Raw genomic sequence first — 20,537 nt, forward strand, 5'->3', positions numbered from 1 at the left:
CGCCATGCATCCGCGTCTAGAACTGCGCAACATCTGCAAGCGCTATCCCGGCGTCGTCGCCAATGACGACGTCTCGCTGTCTATCCAGCCCGGCGAAATCCACGCCGTGCTGGGCGAAAACGGCGCCGGCAAATCGACCCTGATGAAGATCATCTATGGCGCGGCACAGGCCGATTCCGGCGAGATCTTCTGCGACGGCAATCCGATCGCGGCGCACAACCCGGCGACGTCGCGCGCGCTCGGCATCGAGATGGTCTACCAGCACTTCGCGCTGTTCGAATCCGTTTCAGTGGTCGAGAACATTGCGCTCTCGGCAAGCAGCGCCTTCGATCTGCCCTCGCTTGCCGCCAAGATCCGCGAGCTTTCGCTTCGCTACGGTATGCCGATCGATCCGCATCGCCAGGTGCATGACCTCTCTGTCGGCGAGCGGCAGCGCGTCGAGATCGTGCGCTGCCTGCTGCAGGCGCCCAAGCTTCTTATCCTCGACGAGCCGACTTCCGTGCTGACGCCACAGGCGGTGGTCAAGCTGTTCGAGACGCTTCGACAACTCGCCGCTGAAGGCTGCAGCATCGTCTACATCAGCCACAAGCTCGACGAGGTGCAGGAGCTCTGTGACACCGCAACCGTGCTGCGCAACGGCAAGGTCACCGGCACCGCTCGGCCGAAAGAGACGACCTCGCTCGAGCTCGCCCGCATGATGGTCGGCTCGAAGCTGCCGGAAATGCATGTCAGCCCGCCGACCCCGAGCGAGAAGCCAGTGCTCGAGGTCAACAACCTTTCGGTCAAGGCAAGAGACCATTTCGGCGTGGATCTGAAGGACGTCTCCTTCAACGTTCATGGCGGGGAAATCGTCGGCCTGGCGGGAGTGTCCGGAAACGGCCAGGCGGAGCTTATCGCCTTGCTCAGCGGCGAACGCACGCATCACAACAACGACGCGATCAGGATTTGCGGTACCGCTGCCGCTCGCCTTCGTGCCGACGAGCGCCGTAAGCTCGGTCTCGCCTTCGTTCCCGAGGAACGGCTGGGCCGTGGCGCGGTACCGTCGCATACGCTGTGGGAGAACGCGGTTCTGACCGCCCATCGCTTCGGCACCGTCCGCAACGGCCTGGTCGACCGGCGCAAAGCCAGCGCCTTCGCAGCTGGCATCATCGACAGGTTCAAGGTCAAGGCCAACGGTCCGGCTTCGACGGCGCAAAGCCTGTCGGGCGGCAATCTGCAGAAATTCATCGTCGGCCGTGAGATCGCGCTCGAGCCGAAGCTTCTGCTTGTCTCCCAGCCGACCTGGGGCGTCGATGTCGGCGCCAGCGCCTTCATCCGCCAGACCATCGTCGACCTCAGCCGCGCCGGCGCGGCGGTGCTCGTCGTCTCCGAAGAACTCGACGAGCTGTTCGAGATTTGTGACCGGCTTCTGGTGATCTGCCAGGGGCGCGTGTCACCGCCGCTGGTTCGCAAGACGACCGACCGCGAAGAGGTCGGGCTGCTGATGACCGGTCGAACGATGAGCACGGATCAAATGGCAATTGGGAGTGGCGACGTTGCGCTTCAGGATTGAACAAAGGCCGGAGCCTTCGGCAACAATGCGCGTCGCGGCGCCGGTGCTGGCGTCGGTTTTGACGCTGGTCGTCGGCTCGATCTTTTTTGCCTCGCTCGGACACGATCCGCTGCCGACGCTCTACGCCTTCTTTGTCGAGCCGTTGAATTCCCTCAACGGTTTGTCGGAATGGCTGCTCAAGGCTTCGCCGCTGATCCTCATTGCGTGTGGGCTGGCTATCGGCTTCCGCGCCAATGTCTGGAACATCGGCGCCGAGGGCCAGTTCACCATGGGCGCGATTGCGGCGAGCGGCGTCGGTCTTTTCTGGCCGAACCCGGACAGCGTGCTGCTGTTGCCGTTGATGTTCGTTGCCGGCATGGGCGCCGGCATGGCATGGGCGGCGATCCCTGCCTTCCTGCGCGCCCGCATGAACACCAACGAGATCCTGGTCACGCTGATGATGACCTACATCGCGACGCTGTTCCTGTCCTATCTCGTGCATGGACCGTGGCGCGATCCGGCCGGTTTCAACTACCCGCAGACGGCACTTCTGCCGACAGCCGCCCTGTTCGAATCCTTCGACCCGGCCTATCGGCTCAACCCTTCGATCTTCATCACCGTCGTCGCCGTGTTCGTGATGTGGCTATTCACTGACCGCAGCTTCCTTGGCTACAAGATGTCGGTGAGCGGAGCGGCACCGCTAGCCGCCCGCTATGCCGGCTTTCGCGAATCTGCCGCCGTCTGGATCGGGCTGATGGCGGGTGGTGCGGCCGCCGGCATCGCCGGCATGGCGGAAGCCGCCGGGCCGCTCGGCCAGCTCTCGCCGCAGATTTCGCCCGGCTACGGTTTCGCGGCCATCATCGTCGCCTTCATCGGCCGGCTGAACGCCTTCGGCATCGTGCTTGGCGGGCTGTTGATGTCGCTGCTTTTCCTCGGCGGCGAAGGCGTGCAGATGACGCTGGGCCTGCCCTCGGCGCTGACGCGCATCTTCCAGGGCATTCTTCTGTTCTTCCTGCTCGCCGCCGACTTCTTCATTTTTTATCGCATCCGCCTGATACGGCCGGCCCGAGACACGCACGCGCTGGAGACAGCCTGATGGACTTGATCATCGCCATCTTCACCGGCACCGTCATCGCCGCCACGCCGCTGATATTCGCGGCACTCGGCGAACTGGTGGTCGAGAAGTCCGGCGTGCTTAACCTTGGCATCGAAGGCATGATGCTGATGGGCGCGGCATTGGCTTTCTGGGCCGTAACCGCAGGCTATCCAATGCCGGTTGCGATCCTGGCCGGCGCCCTGGCAGGCGCCGCCGCCTCGCTGCTGTTCGGCGTTCTGGCACTGACCTTCCTCACCAATCAATATGCGGCCGGACTGGCGCTGGCCATCTTCGGTTCCGGCGTGTCGGCCTTCCTTGGCCGCGGCTTCGGCAGCGAGCCTATCGAGGCGCTGCACGGCATCAACGTCCCTGTTCTGTCCGATCTGCCGCTGATCGGTCCGTTGCTCTTCCGCTTCGATCCGATGGTCTACCTGGCTCTGGTGATGTTCGCTGCCATCAGCTGGTTTCTCTACCGCACGAAGGCCGGGCTGATCCTGCGAACGATCGGCGAGTCACCGCAGACATCGCATGCGATCGGCTATCCCGTGATCAGGATCCGCTACATGGCCGTGTTGTTTGGCGGGGCGATGGCTGGCCTGGCGGGCGCCTATCTGTCCGTCGCCTACACACCGCTCTGGGTCGAGAACATGACTGCCGGCAAAGGCTGGATCGCACTGGCGCTGGTGGTTTTCGCCACATGGCGCCCGCTGCGCATCCTGCTTGGCGCCTGGCTGTTCGGCGGCATGACGATCCTCCAGCTGCAGGGACAGGCGCTCGGACTGGAAGTGCCGTCCGAACTGCTCTCGGCCCTGCCCTATCTCGCGACAATCATCGTTCTGGTGCTGATCTCGCGAAACCGGCAAATGCTGGCGCTGCACTTTCCGGCTTCGCTAGCAAAGCCTTTCCGTCCGGCGGGTTGAGCAGCAGGGTCTATTCCCTGTTGTAGGGAATGCCGAGCGCCACGGGCTGATGGGTGCGCGACCGCAAGCCCGCAAGCAGCACAAGTGACGCCACATAGGGCAAGACGAGGAACAGCTGGTGGGGGACAGGAATCCCCACCACTTGCGCATGGATGCCCAACGCCTCCAGAAACGCGAAGATGAAGATCGCTCCAACGATCCGGAACGGCATCCAGTTGCCGGCGATGATCGCGACCACGACCAGCCAGCCGCGGCCGGCAATGAGATCGGGAACGAACTTGTCCGAATAGCCAAGCATCAGGAAGGCGCCGCCGAAGCCGGACATCATGCTGCCGAACATGATCGCGAGGCACTGCCTGAGGCCGACGTGCAGGCCCTTGACGTCAAGCGCCTTCGGATTTTCGCCGACACAGCGCACCTCAAGGCCGTATTTCGTTCGGTAGAGAAAGAACCAGACGAGGATGGGCACCAGGAAGCTGACATAGGTCAGCAGGCGTTGGGAAAACAGCACCGGCCCCAGGATCGGAATATCCGACAGATAGGGGATCGGAACCTGGTCGAAGCCGATGAAGGTCGGCGCCTCGCGACCGCCAATATAGGCCTGGAACCAGAACAGCGTCACGCCCGATGCCAGGAGATTAAGGGCAAGGCCGGCTACGAATTGCTCGGCCTTCAAAACAATCGTGACGAACGACATGATCAGGCTGCTCGCGGCGCAGGCCAGGATGGCTATCGCCAGAGCCAGCCAAGGCGATCCGGTTGTTGAGGCAACCATGTAGGCGACAATGGCGCCAATCAGCATGGTGCCTTCGACAGCGATGTTCCAGATGCCCGCGCGCTGCGTGACAAGTTCGCCCATTGCCGAAAAAAGCAATGGCGTGGCAATGCGGACCATCGCCGCCAGGAGGCTTATCAGAAGCGGGCCCTGCAGCAGCTCAAGCATGGACTTCCCTCCTCACGATCTGAAGGCGCGTTGCGACGGCGGCACTGAGAAAGAACAAAAGCACCAGCCCTTCCATCGCCGACACCAGGCCTGCCGGCGTGCCACTCTTCAGCCGCATGTAGATCGTGCCGCTTTCCAGCGCGCCGAAGAACAGGGCGGCGATCATCACGCCGCTCGGGCGCAGTCCTCCCACCATGGCAACGACGATCCCCGAACTGCCGATGCCAAGCAGCGTCTCGGCACGCAGCCGGTGCGAGACACCGAAAAGCTCGCCGGCGCCAGCCAGTCCCGCCAGGGCCCCCGACATCAGCATGACGGTCAGCAGAAGCCGGCGCACATTGGTGCCGCGAAACGTCAGCGCGGTCGGGTTTGAGCCGAACGCGCGGATTTCGTAGCCCAGCGACGTCTTGTCGAGCAGCACCGCTGCGAATGCCGAGGCGGCGAGAGCGAACAGGAAGCCGACATGCAGCTTTCCCGCCCCAACGGACAAGAGGATCGGCCACTCCAGACTTGGATCGATGGGCGGCGACTGGTGATAGGATACGGTCACGCCTGTCGCCATCCAGGGGCCGCCATCGAGAAGGTAGGCGAGCAGGTACATGACGACGTAATTCAGCATCACCGTCGAAATGATCTCGCTGGTGCCGAACCTGGTTTTCAGTGCGCCGGCCAACAGGCCGAGCACGCCGCCGCCCGCCATTCCGGCCAGCGCGAGTGTGCAGACGGCCAGCCAGCCTGGCAATGGCGCTATCCAGAAACTCACCCAATAGGCGGCCATCGCGCCGGCGAACACCTGCCCCTCCTGGCCGATGTTCCAGATCTTGGCCCTGAATGCGAACACCGTGCCCAGCCCGACAAGCAACAGCGGGGTCGCCTTCGCCAGCGAACCGAGCAATGCGCCTTGGCTGCCGAATGCGCCGACGATCAGGGCCGTGAAGGCCCTTGCAGGATCGCCGCCGGAAAGCCTCAGCAAAACAGCGGAAGCCAGGAGAGCACCTGATATCGCCGCCGAATAGCAGACGACGTTCCATCCCAGGCTGCTGCCCGAGCGTCGTTGAAATGAAATCATTGAATTCCCTGCGTAAGCTGGCTGGCATCGCCTGCCATCATCATTCCAAGTTCGAGGAGGCTGGTCTCCTCGGGTCGCACGATGCCCATGATCCGGCCCTTGAACATGACCGCTATGCGATCGCAAAGGCGCAGCAGGTCTTCGAGTTCCTCTGAGGCAAGCAGGATCGCAAAGCCCGCGGCCCGCTTTTCCAGGATTTTCTCGTAGACGAATTCGGAGGCCGCAACGTCGAGCCCTCGCGTCGGCTGGTTGGCCAGCAACAGCCGCCGCGCATGCTGGAACTCGCGGGCAAGAATGACACGCTGCGCGTTGCCCCCCGACAGTCGCTCCACCGGGAGGTCCGCCGAGGCGGTCGCGACCTTGTATTCGTCGATCTTGCGCCTCGCCAACTCAGCCAGTTTGCGGCGATCGAGGAACGGACCACGACAATATTCCGGCGATCGCTGCCAGCCAAGGACAAGGTTTTCGGCGGTTCCGAACTCGGGGATCAACCCTTCGAGGAAACGATCGTCCGGAATGAAACCCACGCCGCTGTCGAGAATCTGGCGAGACGTCGGCGCGGTGACCGGGCTTCCTTCCAGCGAGAAACCGCCCGATTGAAGCGCGCGGACTCCCATCAGTACCTCGAACAGTTCCTTCTGGCCGTTGCCGGCAACGCCAGCCAGCCCGAGAACCTCGTTGGCGGCGACGGTAAACGTCACGTCCTTGAGGACATCCTCGCCCCATTCGCCAACCGCCGACACCTTTTCGACCGAGAGGATTTCTCCCGCCGGCGTGACGGAATTGTCCCTGACGTTTTTCGTCACCTTGTGCCCGACCATGAGGGCGGTAATCGCCTCGGCTGTCGTATTGGCGGTGTCCACCGTAGCGACGACCTTGCCTTTGCGCAGGATGGTGACCCTGTCGGATTGCATCACCTCGCGCAGCTTGTGACTGATCAGGACAATCGACAATCCACGCTTGCGCATCCCATCAAGGATGACGAAGAGCTGGTCGGATTGCTGCGGCGTCAGGACCGCCGTCGGTTCGTCCAGGATCAGCAGCTCGGCACCGAAATAGAGCGCTTTGAGGATTTCCACCCATTGCTGTTCACCGACCGACAATTGCCAGATTTCGCGATCGAGGTCGATGTCGATGCCGCAGTCCCTGCAGAGGCCGAGAACCCTGCGGCGGGCATCGGCCTTCCTCAGCAGCAACCCGACATCGGCACTGCCGACGATGATGTTTTCGAGCACGGTGAAGTTCGACACCAGCACGAAATGCTGGTGAACCATGCCGATGCCTAACCGTAAGGCATCGGCGGGAGAGCTCAATTCTACCACCTCGCCCTTGAAGCGTATCTCGCCGCTATCGGCTTTGTAGTAGCCGTAGAGGCAGGACGACAGCGTCGACTTGCCTGCCCCGTTTTCACCGAAAAGGCAGTGGATCTCACCCTTGCGGATATCGAGATTGACCCCGTCATTGGCAATGACGCTGCCAAATCGCTTGGTAAGGTTCTGAACGTTCAGCAGGTCTTCCATTGGGTCGCACCGGGCTGCCTGGTTGATGTGTCTTACTTCACCTCGGCGGTGTTGAGCGGAACGACAAACTTGCCGGAAAGAATCTCCTGCCGCTTGGCAGATATTTCGCCCTTCACCGCCTGCGGGATCTTGCCGTCGAAATCATGATAGGGTGCGATGTCGGTGCCGCCTTCGGCCATCGAAAACCATTTCGGTTCGGCGTTGCCATTGAATTGCGCACCGGCCTTGTGTTTCAGCCATTCGCCGATGATCCAGTTGAGATCGGGCTTCCAGCTGATGATGGCGCTGGACGCAATGGCGTCGGGCGCGACCTTGCTCTGGTCGTTGATGTTGGCGAAGCACATGATCTTGTGCTCCTGGCAGGGCTTGAAATTGTCGGTCAGCATGAAAACGACGTCGGCGCCGGCCGCGATCTGCACATTGGCATGCTCAGCCGCCAGCGCATTGTCGGACCACGAGCCGATGAACGAAAGCCGATGCTGGATGTCCGGCCTGATCGACTTTGCACCCTCGAAGAACGCATTGATCTGGTCGTTGACGTCATTGGCTGGAAAGGTGCCGACGATGCCAACCATGCCTGTCTTGGTGGTATGGCCAGCCAGCATCCCAAGCAGATAGGAAGGCTCATGCAGCCGCTTGTAGATCCAGTATTGATTTGGCCCGGCTGGGTGATTGCCGGAGCCGGTGACAACAAACATCAGGTCGGGGAACTCGACACTCAGCTTCTGGACCTGGTCCGAATAGGTGCCATGGCCCCAGATGATGTCGTATTCACCACTCTCTGCGTAGAAACGCATGGCGTTCTCAGCATCGTCTCCGTACAGCGGATCGGTATGTTCCCATGCAATCTCCAGCCCCTCGGGCCTTTCCTGTTTCAGTTGCTCAAGCGCGTCGAGCAGCGTCCGGTCCCAGCCGACGTCAGGCAGGTCCTGCAGGATAACAGCCAGTTTCAGCGTCTTTGGGACATCCGCGAATGAGCGTACAAGCCCCGACAGAAGCAGGGCGCCCGCCGTGCCCAGGATTGCCGTGCGTCGCGTAATGGTATTCGTCATCGCTTGATCCTCTCATTCCAGTCCGAGAACTGTCCAATGCCGCCCTGTCGTCATCCGGATGTTCTTGTCTTTTCCGGTTGCCTACTTGGAGGCGGCGATCGCCTGGACAACGTCCCCATGGCGTTGTTGGCAGCCGGTCTTCCGGCTTAGGTCCGAAACTTCCACGGCGAAGGTCGGCTAACAATGGCTGCGATTTCTTTCGCGCATATCCACAATTAATCATGTCCGAAAATGCGCCCATGACTAGAGCATAGTGCCGAAAAGTGTGAAGCGGTTTTCACGGACAAACGGAAACCGTTTGTCCAGACATCATGCTCTATCTCTTTGATCTAGAGGCGGATTCCGATTTCAGGTCGATTCGACCTGAAATCATCCGGCTCTAGTGTGCGCCGATACCGTTGCCGGCCACGACGCCATAACGCAGGCCCCTTTCGCGCAGCCAGCGGCGGTAGGCGGCCGACGCGGCGTCGGCGCGGATCGGCACCTCGGAACGGGAATCCAGCGGCAGCCTCTTCGGAACCTGATTCTCCAGGATCGGCTTGTCCTGACCCAGGATGGTCTGATGAAATCGCCTCAGCGTCGCGAGGTCGCGGATCTCATCCAGCAAGCAGATGACGATATGGACGAGCACCCAGTCCTCTTCGACCGGCTGTCCGAACAGCGCGATGACGTCGCGTCGGTCGCGTTGCCGAGACCCCGTCTTGTAAAGGACGGCGCAGAACGGGTGCGGCACCCGGTAGATGTATTCCGTATCGGCCCCTGTCGTCGAATCCGCATTCGCCTGCGGCTGGTAGAACTCGCAATCGGTGACCATTATTTCGGGTGGCTCGGCCGAAACCTGCACTTTGTAAGGCTTGACCTCGGTGTGCGGCTCCTCGCCGAGAATGCCGGTGTGGACGAATGGGAAATGCCCCATGTCGAGAAAGTTCTCGACGGCCCTGGGCGCCGATACGTTTACCCTTACGACGCCCTGGATGATGTGGCGGCGATCGGCTTCGGAAAATTCCGGAATCTCGAACAGGTCGCGCTCCGGCGTGCCGAGCGTCGTCCAGACATAGCCGAACCGCTCGATGACAGGTAGCTCTGTTTGGGCAGCTTCGACGGTAGCGTGGCCTTGCCAGACGGCGGCCTTGCCCTCGCGCCGGCCAACGGCAATCGGCTCACCGAGCAGGACCGTCCTCACCGCCCGATCGATCGGCAAGTCCTCGACACAGGCGACGACATGCCAGTCGTTGAGCGCAACGGGATCGAGATGAGAGAAATTGCTCATGGTGCTGTCCAGCCTGGAATGTCTGTTGTCGGTGAACGGATCTGGCCAAGGCGCGACCGGCAACCAGGTTGCAAGACATCGGTCCGTTGCCTGACGCCGGATCAACCCTGATTGCCCGACAATTCATTTGTGCCTGGAAAACCGCCATGTCCGCTCTTGAGGAAAGCATATCGCCAGTTCACCCGCCGGTTCTGGAGGCAATGCTTGCCTCGTCACCCGGAGGCACGTGGGCAACCATCAGGCGTTGCGCTTCTGCTCTCTGAGCTCGGTCGGTGAACAGTCGAACGCCAGCTTGACCTGCCGCGAGAAATGATAGGGGTTCTTGTAGCCGACCTGGTAGGCGATCTCGCTGATCGACAGTCCTGTCCGCTGCAGCAGATGCGTGCCGTAATCGAGGCGGCAACGCCACAGATATTTGGCCGGCGTCATGCCGAGATGTTTCTTGAACGCCGAGACCAGATATTGCGGGCTGACGCGCACCTGCTGCGCCACCCGCTCGATCGACAGATCGGCGGCAAAGTTCTCTTCGAGGAAACGGCGTGCCTGCAGGATCGTCTGCGGGATCGGCCGCTCCGCCTCGATCACCTCGGCCTCGTAGATGAAGGCGTGGAGCAAGGCGTTGGTCAGCGACTCGCGAACACCACTGCGGCCGCCACGCTCGCCGAGGCCAAGATCAACACCCAACTGCATGAGGGTGTGGACCATCGGCGAGGCGACGATGAACGGCGCGAACTTCTCGCGCTCCTTGTACAGCCACGCCGCGTTCTGCGGCCGGCCATCGCACCAGCTGACATGGGTCAGCGTTTCCGGCGCCACCGACGTCATGTAGCGATCACGCGTGAGCGACAGAGCACATTGTCCTGCCTCCAGTTGCAGGACGCTGTCATCCGCCTCGAGCGTCAGGGATCCGACGTGGACAAGCATGAAGGCCAGATAGTCGCCACCGATCGGCCCGTAGTCGCCGCCATTCTCATAGGTTAGTTCGCCGAAGGTGTTCTCGCGGCTAAGGTCGATCGGTGGCAGGCGCATATCGGCTTCCCCCTGTCAGACTGCCGGTGCCATGCAAATGAAGTCGATCCGCGTTCCGGCTGCGTCTCCAATTGTCGAAGCTATGGCCTCGTGACGCAAGATACCGCCAATCAACCTGCTCATGGCGGCAGACCGATGCTTCCACGCGCACAGGCCCAGGCTAGCCGAGGCGATCCGCCAGGCGATCTCCAGAGAGGCCGCCCTTGAACGCTCGCTGGTCAACGGCTTGTCGAGATCGACGTCGAGCCGCGCTGGCCAGTCGTCGTCACTCGGGTGGGATCACACTGGTGGACATAGCCGAAATGAAGGGCGCCTTGGTCAAAGGCGCCCTTCGCATCGGCGGCGCGCTTCGGTCCTGGAGGTACGGACTCAAGCATTTTGAGAGGAGCCACCCGATGAGCTCACTGGGCCGGCTTGCCCAGCGAGCATTCGTATATTTCGGCGAAGTGCTACAACAATCCGCTAGAAATCGCGCTGGAAGCGGAGGAGGCCGCCGACACTATTCTCTTTCGTAGCGCCGACCCAGTTACGGTTGTCAATCTGGCCAAACTTGCCATCGTGGTTATAGTCAACTTCGGCCGTGACCGTGAAGCCGGGGACGACATCGTAGGCAACGTTTGCCGCGACACCGTAATTCTTGTCATCGTCAGCGGAAACCTGGAGATTGAACGAGGTCTTCTCGTTGAACTTGTAGGTGCCGCCTCCCCAGACTGCCCAGTTGCCGCCCCACTGCTTATAGAAGTTGCGGTCGATGTTCTTGTCGGTGCCGTAGCCGGCCATCAAGAACAGAGACAGAGCGCTCGAAGCGTTCACGTCCAAGCGAACCTTGCCGGCATATTCTTCGAAGGTGCTGTCATAAGCAGCGACGCCCGTGATCGCGCCCCAGCCCTGCGTGTACTTCACGCCGCCGACGACATGCGGGACATAGCTGTCGATCGTGTCGTAACCCGAACTGATGTACGCGAAAGGCGGGACGCCGGTCGGGCCAGCGCTGCCGCTACCTTCTTCGAGGGAAACCACGCCCGACAAACCGTTGCCGAGGTCGAAGTAGTACTGGACGACGTTGCTGTCGAAGCCGCCATAGGGGACGATCGTGTCGTTGATGACGTTGCCGGCGTAACCGATGAAGGTGTCGAAGGCCGGGTCGTCCTTACCGACGCGCAGACCACCGATCTGGATCCAGGCGAAGTTCAGCGTAATGCCCGTGTTGCGGGCCTGCCAGTTGTTGCGGCTGTCGTTGGTCGTGGCCTGGTTGGCATAGTCGCCGAAGCTGTTGCCGAAGTTGAAGCGGGTCTCGGTGTAGGTCTTCAACGTGCCGAGTTCGGTTTCCTGGCCGGTCCAGGTCTTCAGGTTGAAGCGGGCATTCTTCCAGTAGGTCGAGTGGTCGTCTTCGCCCATGCTGTCAGGAACGTGATTGACGCCATCGAACGAACCGGCATCACCCACGCCGACGTCGTAGCGGACATAGCCGCCGATGCGCAGGCAGGTTTCGGTGCCGGGGATGTAGAAGTAACCAGCGCCGTAGACGTCGCAGATCTTGACGTATTCAGCGGGTTCCGGCTCGGCAACAACGACGGCGTCGGCGGCGCGCGCACCGGAAACTGCGATCAGAGCCGCAGCTGAGCCGAAAAGAAGGCTCTTGATGTTCATTTTCCTCTCCATTCAAAAGATCAAAAAAAGCCAGGGTATCTTTCGAGGCTGGCAACCCGCTCCCCGGAAAACGCCGCACCCATGGATCCAAGCTCCTCCTGCCGTCCGCAGCCGAAGGCGCCACTTCCGTCAATCGACGGAAATTGCTTGCAAAATGGCTCGGACGACAAACTTGGCGGTGGATGTATGCGGTGATTTCGCGATGACGTTAGGACAGGCGCAACTCGTCACGAATGGCGCTGCTACGCAAAACCATATCTGTGGCTAATGCCCTGTCCGCGGCAGCCATGTATCTGCCTGTGGCGCGCTCCCCGGACGGTCAACCGGGTCTGGGCTCGTAGATCGGGAATGCCTCGCAAAGCTCCTCGACCGACCGCCGAGCCGCCTTCTCCTGTTCGGCGCCCCATTGCGTTCCGACCGCATCCAGCACGTCGGCTATGAGATTGCCGACACGGGCAAACTCGCCCTCGCCGAAACCGCGCGTGGTGGCGGCCGGTGTGCCCAGCCGTATACCGGAGGTGACGGCAGGCGGCGCCGGATCGAAAGGAATGCCGTTCTTGTTGCAGGTCAGCCCTGCCCTGCCCAACGCCTCCTCCGCGTCCTTGCCGGACAGGCCCTTGCCGCGCAGGTCGACCAGCAGCAGATGCGTATCGGTTCCGCCGGAGACAATGTCGAATCCGCGCTCGCCAAGCGTCGCGGCCAGCTTTCTGGCATTCGCCACCATCTGCCGGGCATAGGTCTTGAACCCGTCCTCCAAGGCTTCACCCAGGGCAACGGCCTTGGCAGCAATGACATGCATCAGCGGGCCTCCCTGCAGGCCAGGGAACACCGCCGAATTCAGCTTCTTGGCGATGTCCTGGTTGTTGGTCAGGATCATGCCGCCGCGCGGGCCGCGCAGCGTCTTGTGCGTCGTGGTGGTGACGATATCGGCGACCTCCACCGGGTTGGGATGCACGCCGCCGGCGACCAGGCCGGCGAAATGCGCCATGTCGACCATCATCAGCGCGGCGACGGCATCGGCGATCGCCCGGATGCGCTTGAAGTCGATGATGCGCGGATAGGCCGATCCACCCGCGATAATCAGCTTTGGCCGTGTTTCCCGCGCCTTGGCCTCCAGCTCCTCATAGTCGATAAGGCAGTCGCTCTGGCGCACGCCGTATTGCACGGCGTTGAACCATTTTCCCGACAGTGTCGGCCGGGCACCGTGCGTCAGATGCCCGCCGGCGGCGAGCGACAGACCCATGAAGGTGTCGCCCGGCTTCAGCATGGCGAGCATCACCGCGCCATTGGCCTGGGCGCCGGAATGCGGCTGCACATTGGCGTGCGCCGCGCCAAACAGCCGGCAGGCCCTGTCGATGGCAGCCGCTTCGGCCAGATCGACATATTGGCAGCCGCCGTAGTAGCGGTGCCCCGGATAGCCCTCGGCATATTTGTTGGTCATCACCGAGCCTTGTGCCTCCAGCACAGCCGGCGAAACGATATTTTCGGATGCGATCAGCTCGATTTCGGACCGCTGCCGGCCCATCTCGCGTGCAATCGCATCGGCGACCACCGCATCCTGGAGCTTGAGGTTCCTCTGGAAAAAGCCGGTCATTCTGCTCGTCTCCTGGCGGCAAAAGGCGGACACGGTTTTCGGCGTCGCCATTCCCTGGTGTTGGAATTGAAATGGGAGCTAGTTCACCGCGTCAGGCGGGGTGCGGCCTTCGAAGAAGGCCGACAGATTGTCGATCACCCGCATGCCCAATGCGATGCGCGTTTCGCTGGTGGCGCTACCCAGATGGGGCAGCAGCACGACATCTTCACGCTCCGTCAAGGCGCGCGGCACAGACGGCTCCGTCTCGAACACGTCGAGCCCGGCACCAGTAATCCGACGCTCACGCAGCGCCTGGACCAGTGCGTCCTCATCCACCACATCGCCGCGCGCGGTGTTGATCAGGAAGGCTGATTTCTTCATGCGGGCAAGACGACGTTCGTTGATGAGGCGGGTGTTTTCGCCACCGCCCGGACAATGCAGCGACACGAAATCCGAGGCCGCCAGCACCTCGTCCACAGTCGCCAGCTGCCGCGCCGGCATGCCGGGGTGGGGAACCGGCTGGCTGTCGAAGAAGACGACCTCCATGCCGAAGCCGAAGTGACAGCGCCTGGCCATGGCCTGGCCGATCCTTCCCATGCCGATGATGCCGACGGTCTTGCCGCTGACCTGGGTGCCGCAGAGATGCGTCGGCCGCCAGCCGGTCCATTTGCCGGAGCGCAGCTCGCGCTCGCCCTCTCCGGCACGGCGCGCGCACATCAAAAGCAGCGTCATGGCGAGATCGGCGGTGGCATCGGTCAACACGGCGGGCGTGTTGGTGACGATCAGCCCTGCTGCGCTGGCGGCGGCAATGTCGATGTGGTTGAAGCCGACACCGAAATTGCCAAGTATTCTTGCCCTGACTCCGCCTGCAAAGAGATCCGCGCCAAGCCGATCGGTTACGGTCGGCAGCACGGCATCGGCAAGCAGCAGGGCCTGGCGAAGCTCTTGTTGCTCATAGGGCCGATCGGCTTCATTCAGCGTGACATCGAAATGGTCGCCAAGGCGCTGTTCGACCTCATGCGGCCAGCGCCGGGTAACGATTACCTTCGGTTTGCTCATGGCTACGATCCTCTCAAGCCGCGCGTTCGTGCCGCGGCTGCAAGGTCCGGCCGATCTCGGCGCGGTACCATTCCTGCGCAGCGGCAACACCGGAGCCGGCCTCGATTCGGGCTCCGGCGTCGCGTAACGACATTTCCGCCGAGGCCAGGGCGGCGAGGCACATGACCTCGTTGAGGTCGCCGAGATGGCCGATGCGGAACACGCGGCCAGCCACCTTGCTGAGGCCCGCGCCGAAGGATGTGCGATATCTGGAATATCCGTTGGCGATGACCTGTCTGGCATCGACGTCCTCGGGGACGACGATCGCCGAAACCGTATCCGACCACCATTTTTCCTCGTTGGCGCAGAGCTTTAGTCCCCACGCATGCACGCCGCGGCGCACACCTTCGGCGAGCCGGTGGTGCCGGGCAAAAATCTGCTCCAGTCCCTCGGCAAAGATAAGGTCGAGGCTGGCTCTCAGGCCAAGCAGCAACTGCGTTGGCGGCGTATAGGGGAAGAAGCCGGTCTTGGACGAAGCCTGCATATCCTCGAAGCTGAAATAGCAACGCTCCATGCGCGACTGCTTGTGCGCTTCCAGACCCTTGGCGCTCACCGCCAGGATGCCGAGACCGGCAGGCAGCATCAGCCCTTTCTGCGAACCGGTGATGGCAAGGTCGACGCCCCATTCGTCCATCCGGAAATCGATCGAGCCGATCGAGCTGACGCCGTCGACGAACAGCAGCGCATCGTGAGCCGTTTCGTCGAGCGCGGCACGCACGCCGGCGACGTCGGACGTCACGCCGGTCGCGGTCTCGTTGTGGGTGGCGAATACCGCCTTGATCTTGCTGCCCTTGTCGTCGCCCAGCCGTTGCCGATAGGCGTCGAGCGGAACCCCCTCACCCCATTCGACATCAATGCAATCGACCTCAAGTCCAAGGCGCTCGGCCATATCGACCCACAGGTGCGAGAACTGGCCGAAACGCGACATCAGCACCCGGTCGCCACGATTGAGCGTGTTGGAGATCGCCGCTTCCCAGGCACCGGTGCCCGAGCCGGGAAAGATGAAGACACTGCCGGTCTCGGTCTTGAATATCCGCTTCAGGTCGCGAAACAAGGGCAGCACCAGTTCCGGAAAATCCGGTGCGCGCATATCCTGCATCGGCACGTTCATGGCCCGCCGCACAGCGTCGGGAATGTTGGTCGGACCCGGGATAAAGAGATGCGCCGTTCCATTTTTCATGATCTGGTTCTCCTGTTGATATGAGCATCGCCACACACGGGTCGGTGTTGCCGCCTTACGCGAACACAACCGTTTTTCGTCCGTTGATCATCACGCGGGCTTCGAGGTGCCGTTTGATGGCACGCGCCAGAACGCGGCTTTCGATGTCACGGCCGGCCGCGATAAAATCCTCGACGCTCATGGAATGCGTTACCCGCTCGGTTTCCTGCTCGATGATCGGCCCCTCGTCGAGTTGGGCGGTCACATAGTGAGCCGTGGCGCCGATCAGCTTCACTCCGTGCTCGAAAGCCTGGTGATACGGCCGCGCGCCCTTGAAGCTTGGCAGGAACGAATGGTGGATGTTGATGACCTTGCCGAACAGGCGCCCCGCGAGGTCGTCGGAATACACTTGCATGTAGCGAGCCAGGACGACGAGGTCGGCGCCGACGTCCTCGATCACCGCCAGTATCCGGTCTTCCTGTTCCTGCTTGTTCTCCTTCGAGATGGGCAAGACGTGGTAGGGAATGCCAGCCCATGCCGCAGTTTCGCGGCTGTCTTCGTGGTTGGAGATGATCGCTGCAACCTCGGCTTCGAGCCAGCCAACACGGATCTGGTAGATGAGGTGAAGCAATGCATGGTCAAACTTCGAGACCATGATGACGATTTTCGGCCGACGGCTCCGCTCAAGCAGGCGGCTGCTCAGGCCGAAGCGATCCACCACAGGCGCAAGTCCCTTGGTGATGGCATCGGCAGACACCCAGGCGGGCCCCGAAAAGGCAATGCGCATGAAGAAACGGTTCGAGGCCCTGTCCCAATGCTGGCTGCTTTCAGCAATGTTCGTGCCAAGGTTGGCGAGTTCGGTCGTCACTGCCGCCACGATCCCGGCCTGGTCTTCGCAGGACAGCGTCAGAATGAACGACAGTCGAAGCGCTGCACAATTCATCGTTCGTTGACCCGCGGCCAGCACGCCTCGCGATAATCGGCGAACCAGGCAAGCGTCTTTTCCCATCCGCCGAATGGGAAGAAATGGAGGTGTAGTGGCGCGGTCGGCGCCGGGTAGCTTGCCGCCATGGTTTGTAAGATCTCGGCTGGGTTCCGGTCGGCCACGATGTTGAAGAGGCCGCTGGCGGAACGCCGCAGCGCCGCGATCGAAGGGCCGACACCGCACATCATGGCGAACCGGATGAGTTTGGTAAGGCTGGTCACACCGGCCAGACCAACATGAACCGGCAGCCCGGGATGCGCCGTATGCAGACTGCTCGCCCAGGCGGCGATCATGTCGCCATCGAAGGCGAATTGCGATACGACCCTGGCTTCCAGCGACCGCTCGGCACAGATCTCGAGCTTGCGCCGCAATGCGTCCGTCAGCACGGCTTCGACGATGCTTGGATGCCCTTCCGGATAGCCGGCGACGAAGGCGGTTCGTATCGCACTGTCTTTGACCACGGGATGGGCGAGCAACTGGGTTGCCTCTCCCAACGGCCCCGGAAAGAGAGCCGGATTGCCGCCAAGAAAGAGCGCTTCGCTTATCCCGTTTCGACTGTGGGCGGTGACAAGATCGACATAGTCCTGCTCCGAATTGAAGTTCCGCGCGCCCAGATGTGGCACCGGCACAAAGCCCAACTCCTTGATCCGGCGCGCTGCTTCGATTTGCAAAGCCTCGGGCTTGCCGGGAAGGTGAGTAAGAAAGACGCGCGAGCCAAGCGGGAAGCAGTCGGCTGGTGGCGCAAAGGTGCGTGCCTGCGCCGGTGCCAGTTCGATCGACACCTCCGCGTCGAACGCAAATGTAGCCGAACCTCGCGTCTGGATAAGCTCTTGGCGCATGTCGTTCATGATCTTTCCAGGTCTCTCCCGACCAGCTTCACGATTTCGCGGCACCGTAGGCCGCGGCAATGGGAGCCGGGCAGACCAGCTGCCCGGCTTGTCGTCACGGGAGGATGCAACGACAGGACTCCCAGTTCTGAAACAGCGTTTCGCTAACCGTTGGCGGCGCGTTTGAGCGACAGGAACGGCAGCCCCACGACACGCGCCCTGACATCGGCCGCCACGCCATCCTTGTTCCACTTCAGCGTGAGCTCGGTGCCGGTCTCGGCGGCCTCACGCCGCAGATGGCCGAAGCCGATCATCCTGCCGGTCGAAGGTGACCAGGCGACGCTGCTGGCGTGCCCAACTTCCTTGCCGCCGCGAAAGGCTTTCAGCGGATACCACTGCACGCGCCGCAGATTTCCGGGCGCATTGCTCTCAAGCCCCTTGCCGTCGAGGGCTTGCGACCAGTCGATGTCGAGCCCGACGAGCTGGCGATGGTCACCCGTGTTCGACATGCGCTGCAGCGCCGCCTTGCCGATGAAATCGGCCTTGCGAAAGTCGACCAGCCGGCCCAGGCCGAGGTCGAAGGGCGACGCACGATACTTTCCAGCTGCCTGAATGCTGGCGCCGCCATGGTCTGGGCCGGCACTTGTATAGTCGTAGCCAACGATCAGCAGCCCGGCTTCGAGACGTGCTATGTCGAGCGCCCAGGCGCCGGCAGGAAGGATGCCAAAAGGCTTGCCTGCCGCCTCGACCGCGTCCCACACGGCGGCGCCGTCATCCGCCTTGACCCACAATTCATAGCCATGCTCGCCGGTAAAACCCTGGCGCAGGATCTCGACCCGTCTGCCGGCAATTGTGACGATGGCCAAGCGAGAGAACGGCAATTCCTGCACGGACTGGGTGACAGCCTCCAGCACTTCGCGGGAACGCGGTCCCTGCAAGGTGAGGATGCCGTAGCTATCGGATATGTCGGTGACACGGACGTCGAGGCCTTCGGCATGCTGCTTCCACCAGGAAAGGCCGGGATCGGCGGAAACGCGGAAGGTGGTTTCATCCATGCGGAAAACCAGACCGTCGCCGACGACATGGCCGTTCTCGTCGCACCACGGTGCATAGTAGATCTGGCCGACCTGCAGCTTCTTGATGTCGCGCGGGATGAGCGCATCCATCATCCTCTCGGCATCCGGACCGGCAATGACATATTTCGACAGTGGTGACATGTCGCCCATGGCCACCCTGTTGCGGATAGCCGCCAGTTCCTCGACCATATCGGAGTAGCAATCGACGACCATGTTCCTGTCCCAGCGCATCCAGAGTGCGTTCTGGTTCAGTGGCGCCGTCCGTTCGACGAAGGGCGTGCCGCGAAAGGCGACATGGGCATCTGCCACCACGCTCAGGCCGGACGTGAATTTGATGTCGTTCATTCCAGGTCTCCTCCCAGTCGCAAGGCACTTTGCTGCGACATTCGACGACAACGGGTGAGGAACAGCGCACCTCGCGCCATGGAAACGAAACCATCCAAGCGCAGACCGCAGGGACGGCTTCCTGCGAGCAGCAACCCGCTCAGTCAGATGTCTCTTGCCTCATCCGTATCTTGGGTGAGACTTTCACTTCGCAGCGTTTTTCGGAATGCCCCCGGTTGCCGACGGCATACCCGCAGTTCAACCTGAATATTTGAAGCCGCCGTCGGATTGCTTTCGCTGTCAGCCTTCACCGGCAAATGCTCGCTTGCGGTCGACCAGGTAACGCCGTCGCACCGCACAAGCTCGGCCCGTTCAGCCGTAGCATCGAAGCCTGAATTGGCAGCTCGACGCGTGGGGGGAAAGGCGGTAGCGCGCTGGCGCTACCAAATTTCTCACCCAGGAGTGCGGTGAGACGTCCGGCGATTTCGACTTCGATTCCGCGGATCATCGTGCGATCGAAACGCTGGCATTTCAACCAAGTCCAGCATCGCCTCCGCAGAATCGTCAGCCGGCCTGCTACGCTGCGAGGGAGCCCGCCGGTCCGCCGTAGATTATAGCAATATGTATATTAGCTATTCCTTGACAATCGATGTGGGCTCTGGTTTCCTGATTTTACGGGTATTTAACCAAGTTCGTTGCGTTTTTTACGGACGGTGTTCGCATGTCAACAGTGGTTGTCGCGGACCCGCGGGGGGTATATCTCGCCGGTCTGGAATGGGTGTTGCAGAAGGCTGGACACGATGTTGTCGCCCAGTGTCGCCGCCCTGTGGACGTTCTCGCTCATGTGGAGCGCCATCAGCCTGATATGGTCATCGTAGGCGTGGATCTCGCGGATCAGCAGACATCAGGTCTTTCCTCACGGCTGAAGGCCGGCAACAGCGCTCTCGGCATCATCTTCATCGTGCAGCCAACCGGCAGGCTCGATGTCAGGGAAATACAGACGCTCGACGTCGATGGCCTGTTTCTGGACGGCATCAGCCACCGCTTTCTCATCGAATGCGTGAATGCGGTGGCGGCGGGCAAGAAGTGGATCGACAACAAGATCGTCCAGCAGCTGCTGATGCCCGGCTCGCAGCCCCAGCCAATGTCCCGGCTGACCGGGCGGGAGACCGAAATCGCCGATCTCGTCTCGCGCGGGCTGCGCAACAAGACCATCGCGCAGCGGCTGCATTTATCCGAAGGCACGGTGAAGATGCACCTGCATCACGTCTACGAGAAGTTGCACCTAGGCGGCCGGGCGGAACTGGCCTGGATGACGCACGGCAAAGCCGCCGAGCGTCCGGGAATGGGCCGAACCGGCCTGCTCTGAACACTCTCCACTCGCACCGACATTGTAGCACGGCAACGGCCGCAGA

17 protein-coding genes are annotated in these 20,537 nt (G+C 61.8%); 4 read left to right on the forward strand and 13 right to left on the reverse strand.

Translation table 11 applies throughout. The features are described from left to right. The first annotated feature begins 4 nt into the window (after positions 1–4). From A4R29_RS23175 to A4R29_RS23185, 3 genes are read left to right on the forward strand one after another with little or no spacing between them, the layout of a single operon-like run. Positions 5–1,552, forward strand: coding sequence for an ABC transporter ATP-binding protein (locus A4R29_RS23175; RefSeq protein ID WP_063172969.1), 1,548 nt, complete (start codon positions 5–7; stop codon positions 1,550–1,552). Continuing rightward, positions 1,536–2,627, forward strand: a complete 1,092-nt coding sequence (locus tag A4R29_RS23180; protein WP_013529892.1) for an ABC transporter permease — start codon at positions 1,536–1,538, stop codon at positions 2,625–2,627. The genes A4R29_RS23175 and A4R29_RS23180 overlap by 17 nt, the downstream gene beginning before the upstream one ends. After that, positions 2,627–3,547: an ABC transporter permease gene (locus A4R29_RS23185; RefSeq protein ID WP_082826540.1), complete on the forward strand. Its 921-nt coding sequence runs from the start codon at positions 2,627–2,629 to the stop codon at positions 3,545–3,547. The genes A4R29_RS23180 and A4R29_RS23185 overlap by 1 nt, the downstream gene beginning before the upstream one ends. 10 nt (positions 3,548–3,557) lie before the next feature. Here the strand turns inward: A4R29_RS23185 and A4R29_RS23190 are convergent, their stop codons facing one another. The 13 genes from A4R29_RS23190 to A4R29_RS23250 form a co-directional block, all read right to left on the reverse strand. Further along, on the reverse strand, positions 3,558–4,490 hold the full coding sequence (locus A4R29_RS23190) for an ABC transporter permease (RefSeq protein ID WP_013529890.1): 933 nt from the start codon (positions 4,488–4,490) through the stop codon (positions 3,558–3,560). Then, positions 4,483–5,559, reverse strand: coding sequence for an ABC transporter permease (locus A4R29_RS23195; protein WP_063172970.1), 1,077 nt, complete (start codon positions 5,557–5,559; stop codon positions 4,483–4,485). Before A4R29_RS23195 ends, A4R29_RS23190 begins: the two co-directional genes overlap by 8 nt. Continuing rightward, positions 5,556–7,079: an ABC transporter ATP-binding protein gene (locus tag A4R29_RS23200; protein ID WP_013529888.1), complete on the reverse strand. Its 1,524-nt coding sequence runs from the start codon at positions 7,077–7,079 to the stop codon at positions 5,556–5,558. The genes A4R29_RS23195 and A4R29_RS23200 overlap by 4 nt, the downstream gene beginning before the upstream one ends. Positions 7,080–7,111: 32 nt before the next feature. Next, a complete protein-coding gene (locus A4R29_RS23205; protein WP_013529887.1) occupies positions 7,112–8,131 on the reverse strand; it encodes a BMP family protein in 1,020 nt (339 codons plus the stop codon). A gap of 379 nt (positions 8,132–8,510) precedes the next feature. After that, on the reverse strand, positions 8,511–9,401 hold the full coding sequence (locus A4R29_RS23210; protein WP_063172971.1) for an aromatic ring-hydroxylating oxygenase subunit alpha: 891 nt from the start codon (positions 9,399–9,401) through the stop codon (positions 8,511–8,513). 237 nt (positions 9,402–9,638) lie between these two features. Beyond that, positions 9,639–10,430: a helix-turn-helix domain-containing protein gene (locus tag A4R29_RS23215; RefSeq protein ID WP_013529886.1), complete on the reverse strand. Its 792-nt coding sequence runs from the start codon at positions 10,428–10,430 to the stop codon at positions 9,639–9,641. Between the two features lie 462 nt (positions 10,431–10,892). Further along, positions 10,893–12,080: a porin gene (locus A4R29_RS23220; protein WP_063172972.1), complete on the reverse strand. Its 1,188-nt coding sequence runs from the start codon at positions 12,078–12,080 to the stop codon at positions 10,893–10,895. 319 nt (positions 12,081–12,399) lie between these two features. After that, positions 12,400–13,674: a serine hydroxymethyltransferase gene (gene glyA / locus A4R29_RS23225; RefSeq protein ID WP_063173786.1), complete on the reverse strand. Its 1,275-nt coding sequence runs from the start codon at positions 13,672–13,674 to the stop codon at positions 12,400–12,402. 78 nt (positions 13,675–13,752) lie between these two features. Next, positions 13,753–14,712, reverse strand: a complete 960-nt coding sequence (locus A4R29_RS23230; RefSeq protein ID WP_063172973.1) for a 2-hydroxyacid dehydrogenase — start codon at positions 14,710–14,712, stop codon at positions 13,753–13,755. A 13-nt stretch (positions 14,713–14,725) separates the two neighbouring features. Continuing rightward, positions 14,726–15,931, reverse strand: a complete 1,206-nt coding sequence (locus tag A4R29_RS23235) for an aminotransferase class V-fold PLP-dependent enzyme (RefSeq protein ID WP_063172974.1) — start codon at positions 15,929–15,931, stop codon at positions 14,726–14,728. A 55-nt stretch (positions 15,932–15,986) separates the two neighbouring features. Further along, positions 15,987–16,853: a formyltetrahydrofolate deformylase gene (purU, locus tag A4R29_RS23240; RefSeq protein ID WP_063172975.1), complete on the reverse strand. Its 867-nt coding sequence runs from the start codon at positions 16,851–16,853 to the stop codon at positions 15,987–15,989. Continuing rightward, positions 16,850–17,743, reverse strand: a complete 894-nt coding sequence (locus tag A4R29_RS23245; protein ID WP_063172976.1) for a methylenetetrahydrofolate reductase — start codon at positions 17,741–17,743, stop codon at positions 16,850–16,852. Before A4R29_RS23245 ends, purU begins: the two co-directional genes overlap by 4 nt. A gap of 143 nt (positions 17,744–17,886) precedes the next feature. Further along, a complete protein-coding gene (locus tag A4R29_RS23250) occupies positions 17,887–19,143 on the reverse strand; it encodes an aminomethyl transferase family protein (RefSeq protein ID WP_013529879.1) in 1,257 nt (418 codons plus the stop codon). A 700-nt stretch (positions 19,144–19,843) separates the two neighbouring features. On the opposite strand from A4R29_RS23250, the gene A4R29_RS23255 reads away from it, so the two are divergent. Then, positions 19,844–20,491, forward strand: a complete 648-nt coding sequence (locus A4R29_RS23255; protein WP_013529878.1) for a response regulator transcription factor — start codon at positions 19,844–19,846, stop codon at positions 20,489–20,491. Positions 20,492–20,537: the final 46 nt, after the last annotated feature.

This window comes from Mesorhizobium ciceri biovar biserrulae, from assembly GCF_001618845.1.
In the GTDB taxonomy this organism is placed as follows: Bacteria; Pseudomonadota; Alphaproteobacteria; order Rhizobiales; family Rhizobiaceae; genus Mesorhizobium; species Mesorhizobium ciceri.

Coding starts and splice junctions, on each gene's coding strand:
- glyA (WP_063173786.1), bottom strand. CDS start 13,674: ATGACCGGCTTTTTCCAGAGGAACCTCAAGCTCCAGGATGCGGTGGTC.
- A4R29_RS23255 (WP_013529878.1), top strand. CDS start 19,844: ATGTCAACAGTGGTTGTCGCGGACCCGCGGGGGGTATATCTCGCCGGT.
- A4R29_RS23185 (WP_082826540.1), top strand. CDS start 2,627: ATGGACTTGATCATCGCCATCTTCACCGGCACCGTCATCGCCGCCACG.
- A4R29_RS23205 (WP_013529887.1), bottom strand. CDS start 8,131: ATGACGAATACCATTACGCGACGCACGGCAATCCTGGGCACGGCGGGC.
- A4R29_RS23190 (WP_013529890.1), bottom strand. CDS start 4,490: ATGCTTGAGCTGCTGCAGGGCCCGCTTCTGATAAGCCTCCTGGCGGCG.
- A4R29_RS23210 (WP_063172971.1), bottom strand. CDS start 9,401: ATGAGCAATTTCTCTCATCTCGATCCCGTTGCGCTCAACGACTGGCAT.
- purU (WP_063172975.1), bottom strand. CDS start 16,853: ATGAATTGTGCAGCGCTTCGACTGTCGTTCATTCTGACGCTGTCCTGC.
- A4R29_RS23230 (WP_063172973.1), bottom strand. CDS start 14,712: ATGAGCAAACCGAAGGTAATCGTTACCCGGCGCTGGCCGCATGAGGTC.
- A4R29_RS23235 (WP_063172974.1), bottom strand. CDS start 15,931: ATGAAAAATGGAACGGCGCATCTCTTTATCCCGGGTCCGACCAACATT.
- A4R29_RS23250 (WP_013529879.1), bottom strand. CDS start 19,143: ATGAACGACATCAAATTCACGTCCGGCCTGAGCGTGGTGGCAGATGCC.
- A4R29_RS23195 (WP_063172970.1), bottom strand. CDS start 5,559: ATGATTTCATTTCAACGACGCTCGGGCAGCAGCCTGGGATGGAACGTC.
- A4R29_RS23220 (WP_063172972.1), bottom strand. CDS start 12,080: ATGAACATCAAGAGCCTTCTTTTCGGCTCAGCTGCGGCTCTGATCGCA.
- A4R29_RS23200 (WP_013529888.1), bottom strand. CDS start 7,079: ATGGAAGACCTGCTGAACGTTCAGAACCTTACCAAGCGATTTGGCAGC.
- A4R29_RS23245 (WP_063172976.1), bottom strand. CDS start 17,743: ATGAACGACATGCGCCAAGAGCTTATCCAGACGCGAGGTTCGGCTACA.
- A4R29_RS23215 (WP_013529886.1), bottom strand. CDS start 10,430: ATGCGCCTGCCACCGATCGACCTTAGCCGCGAGAACACCTTCGGCGAA.
- A4R29_RS23175 (WP_063172969.1), top strand. CDS start 5: ATGCATCCGCGTCTAGAACTGCGCAACATCTGCAAGCGCTATCCCGGC.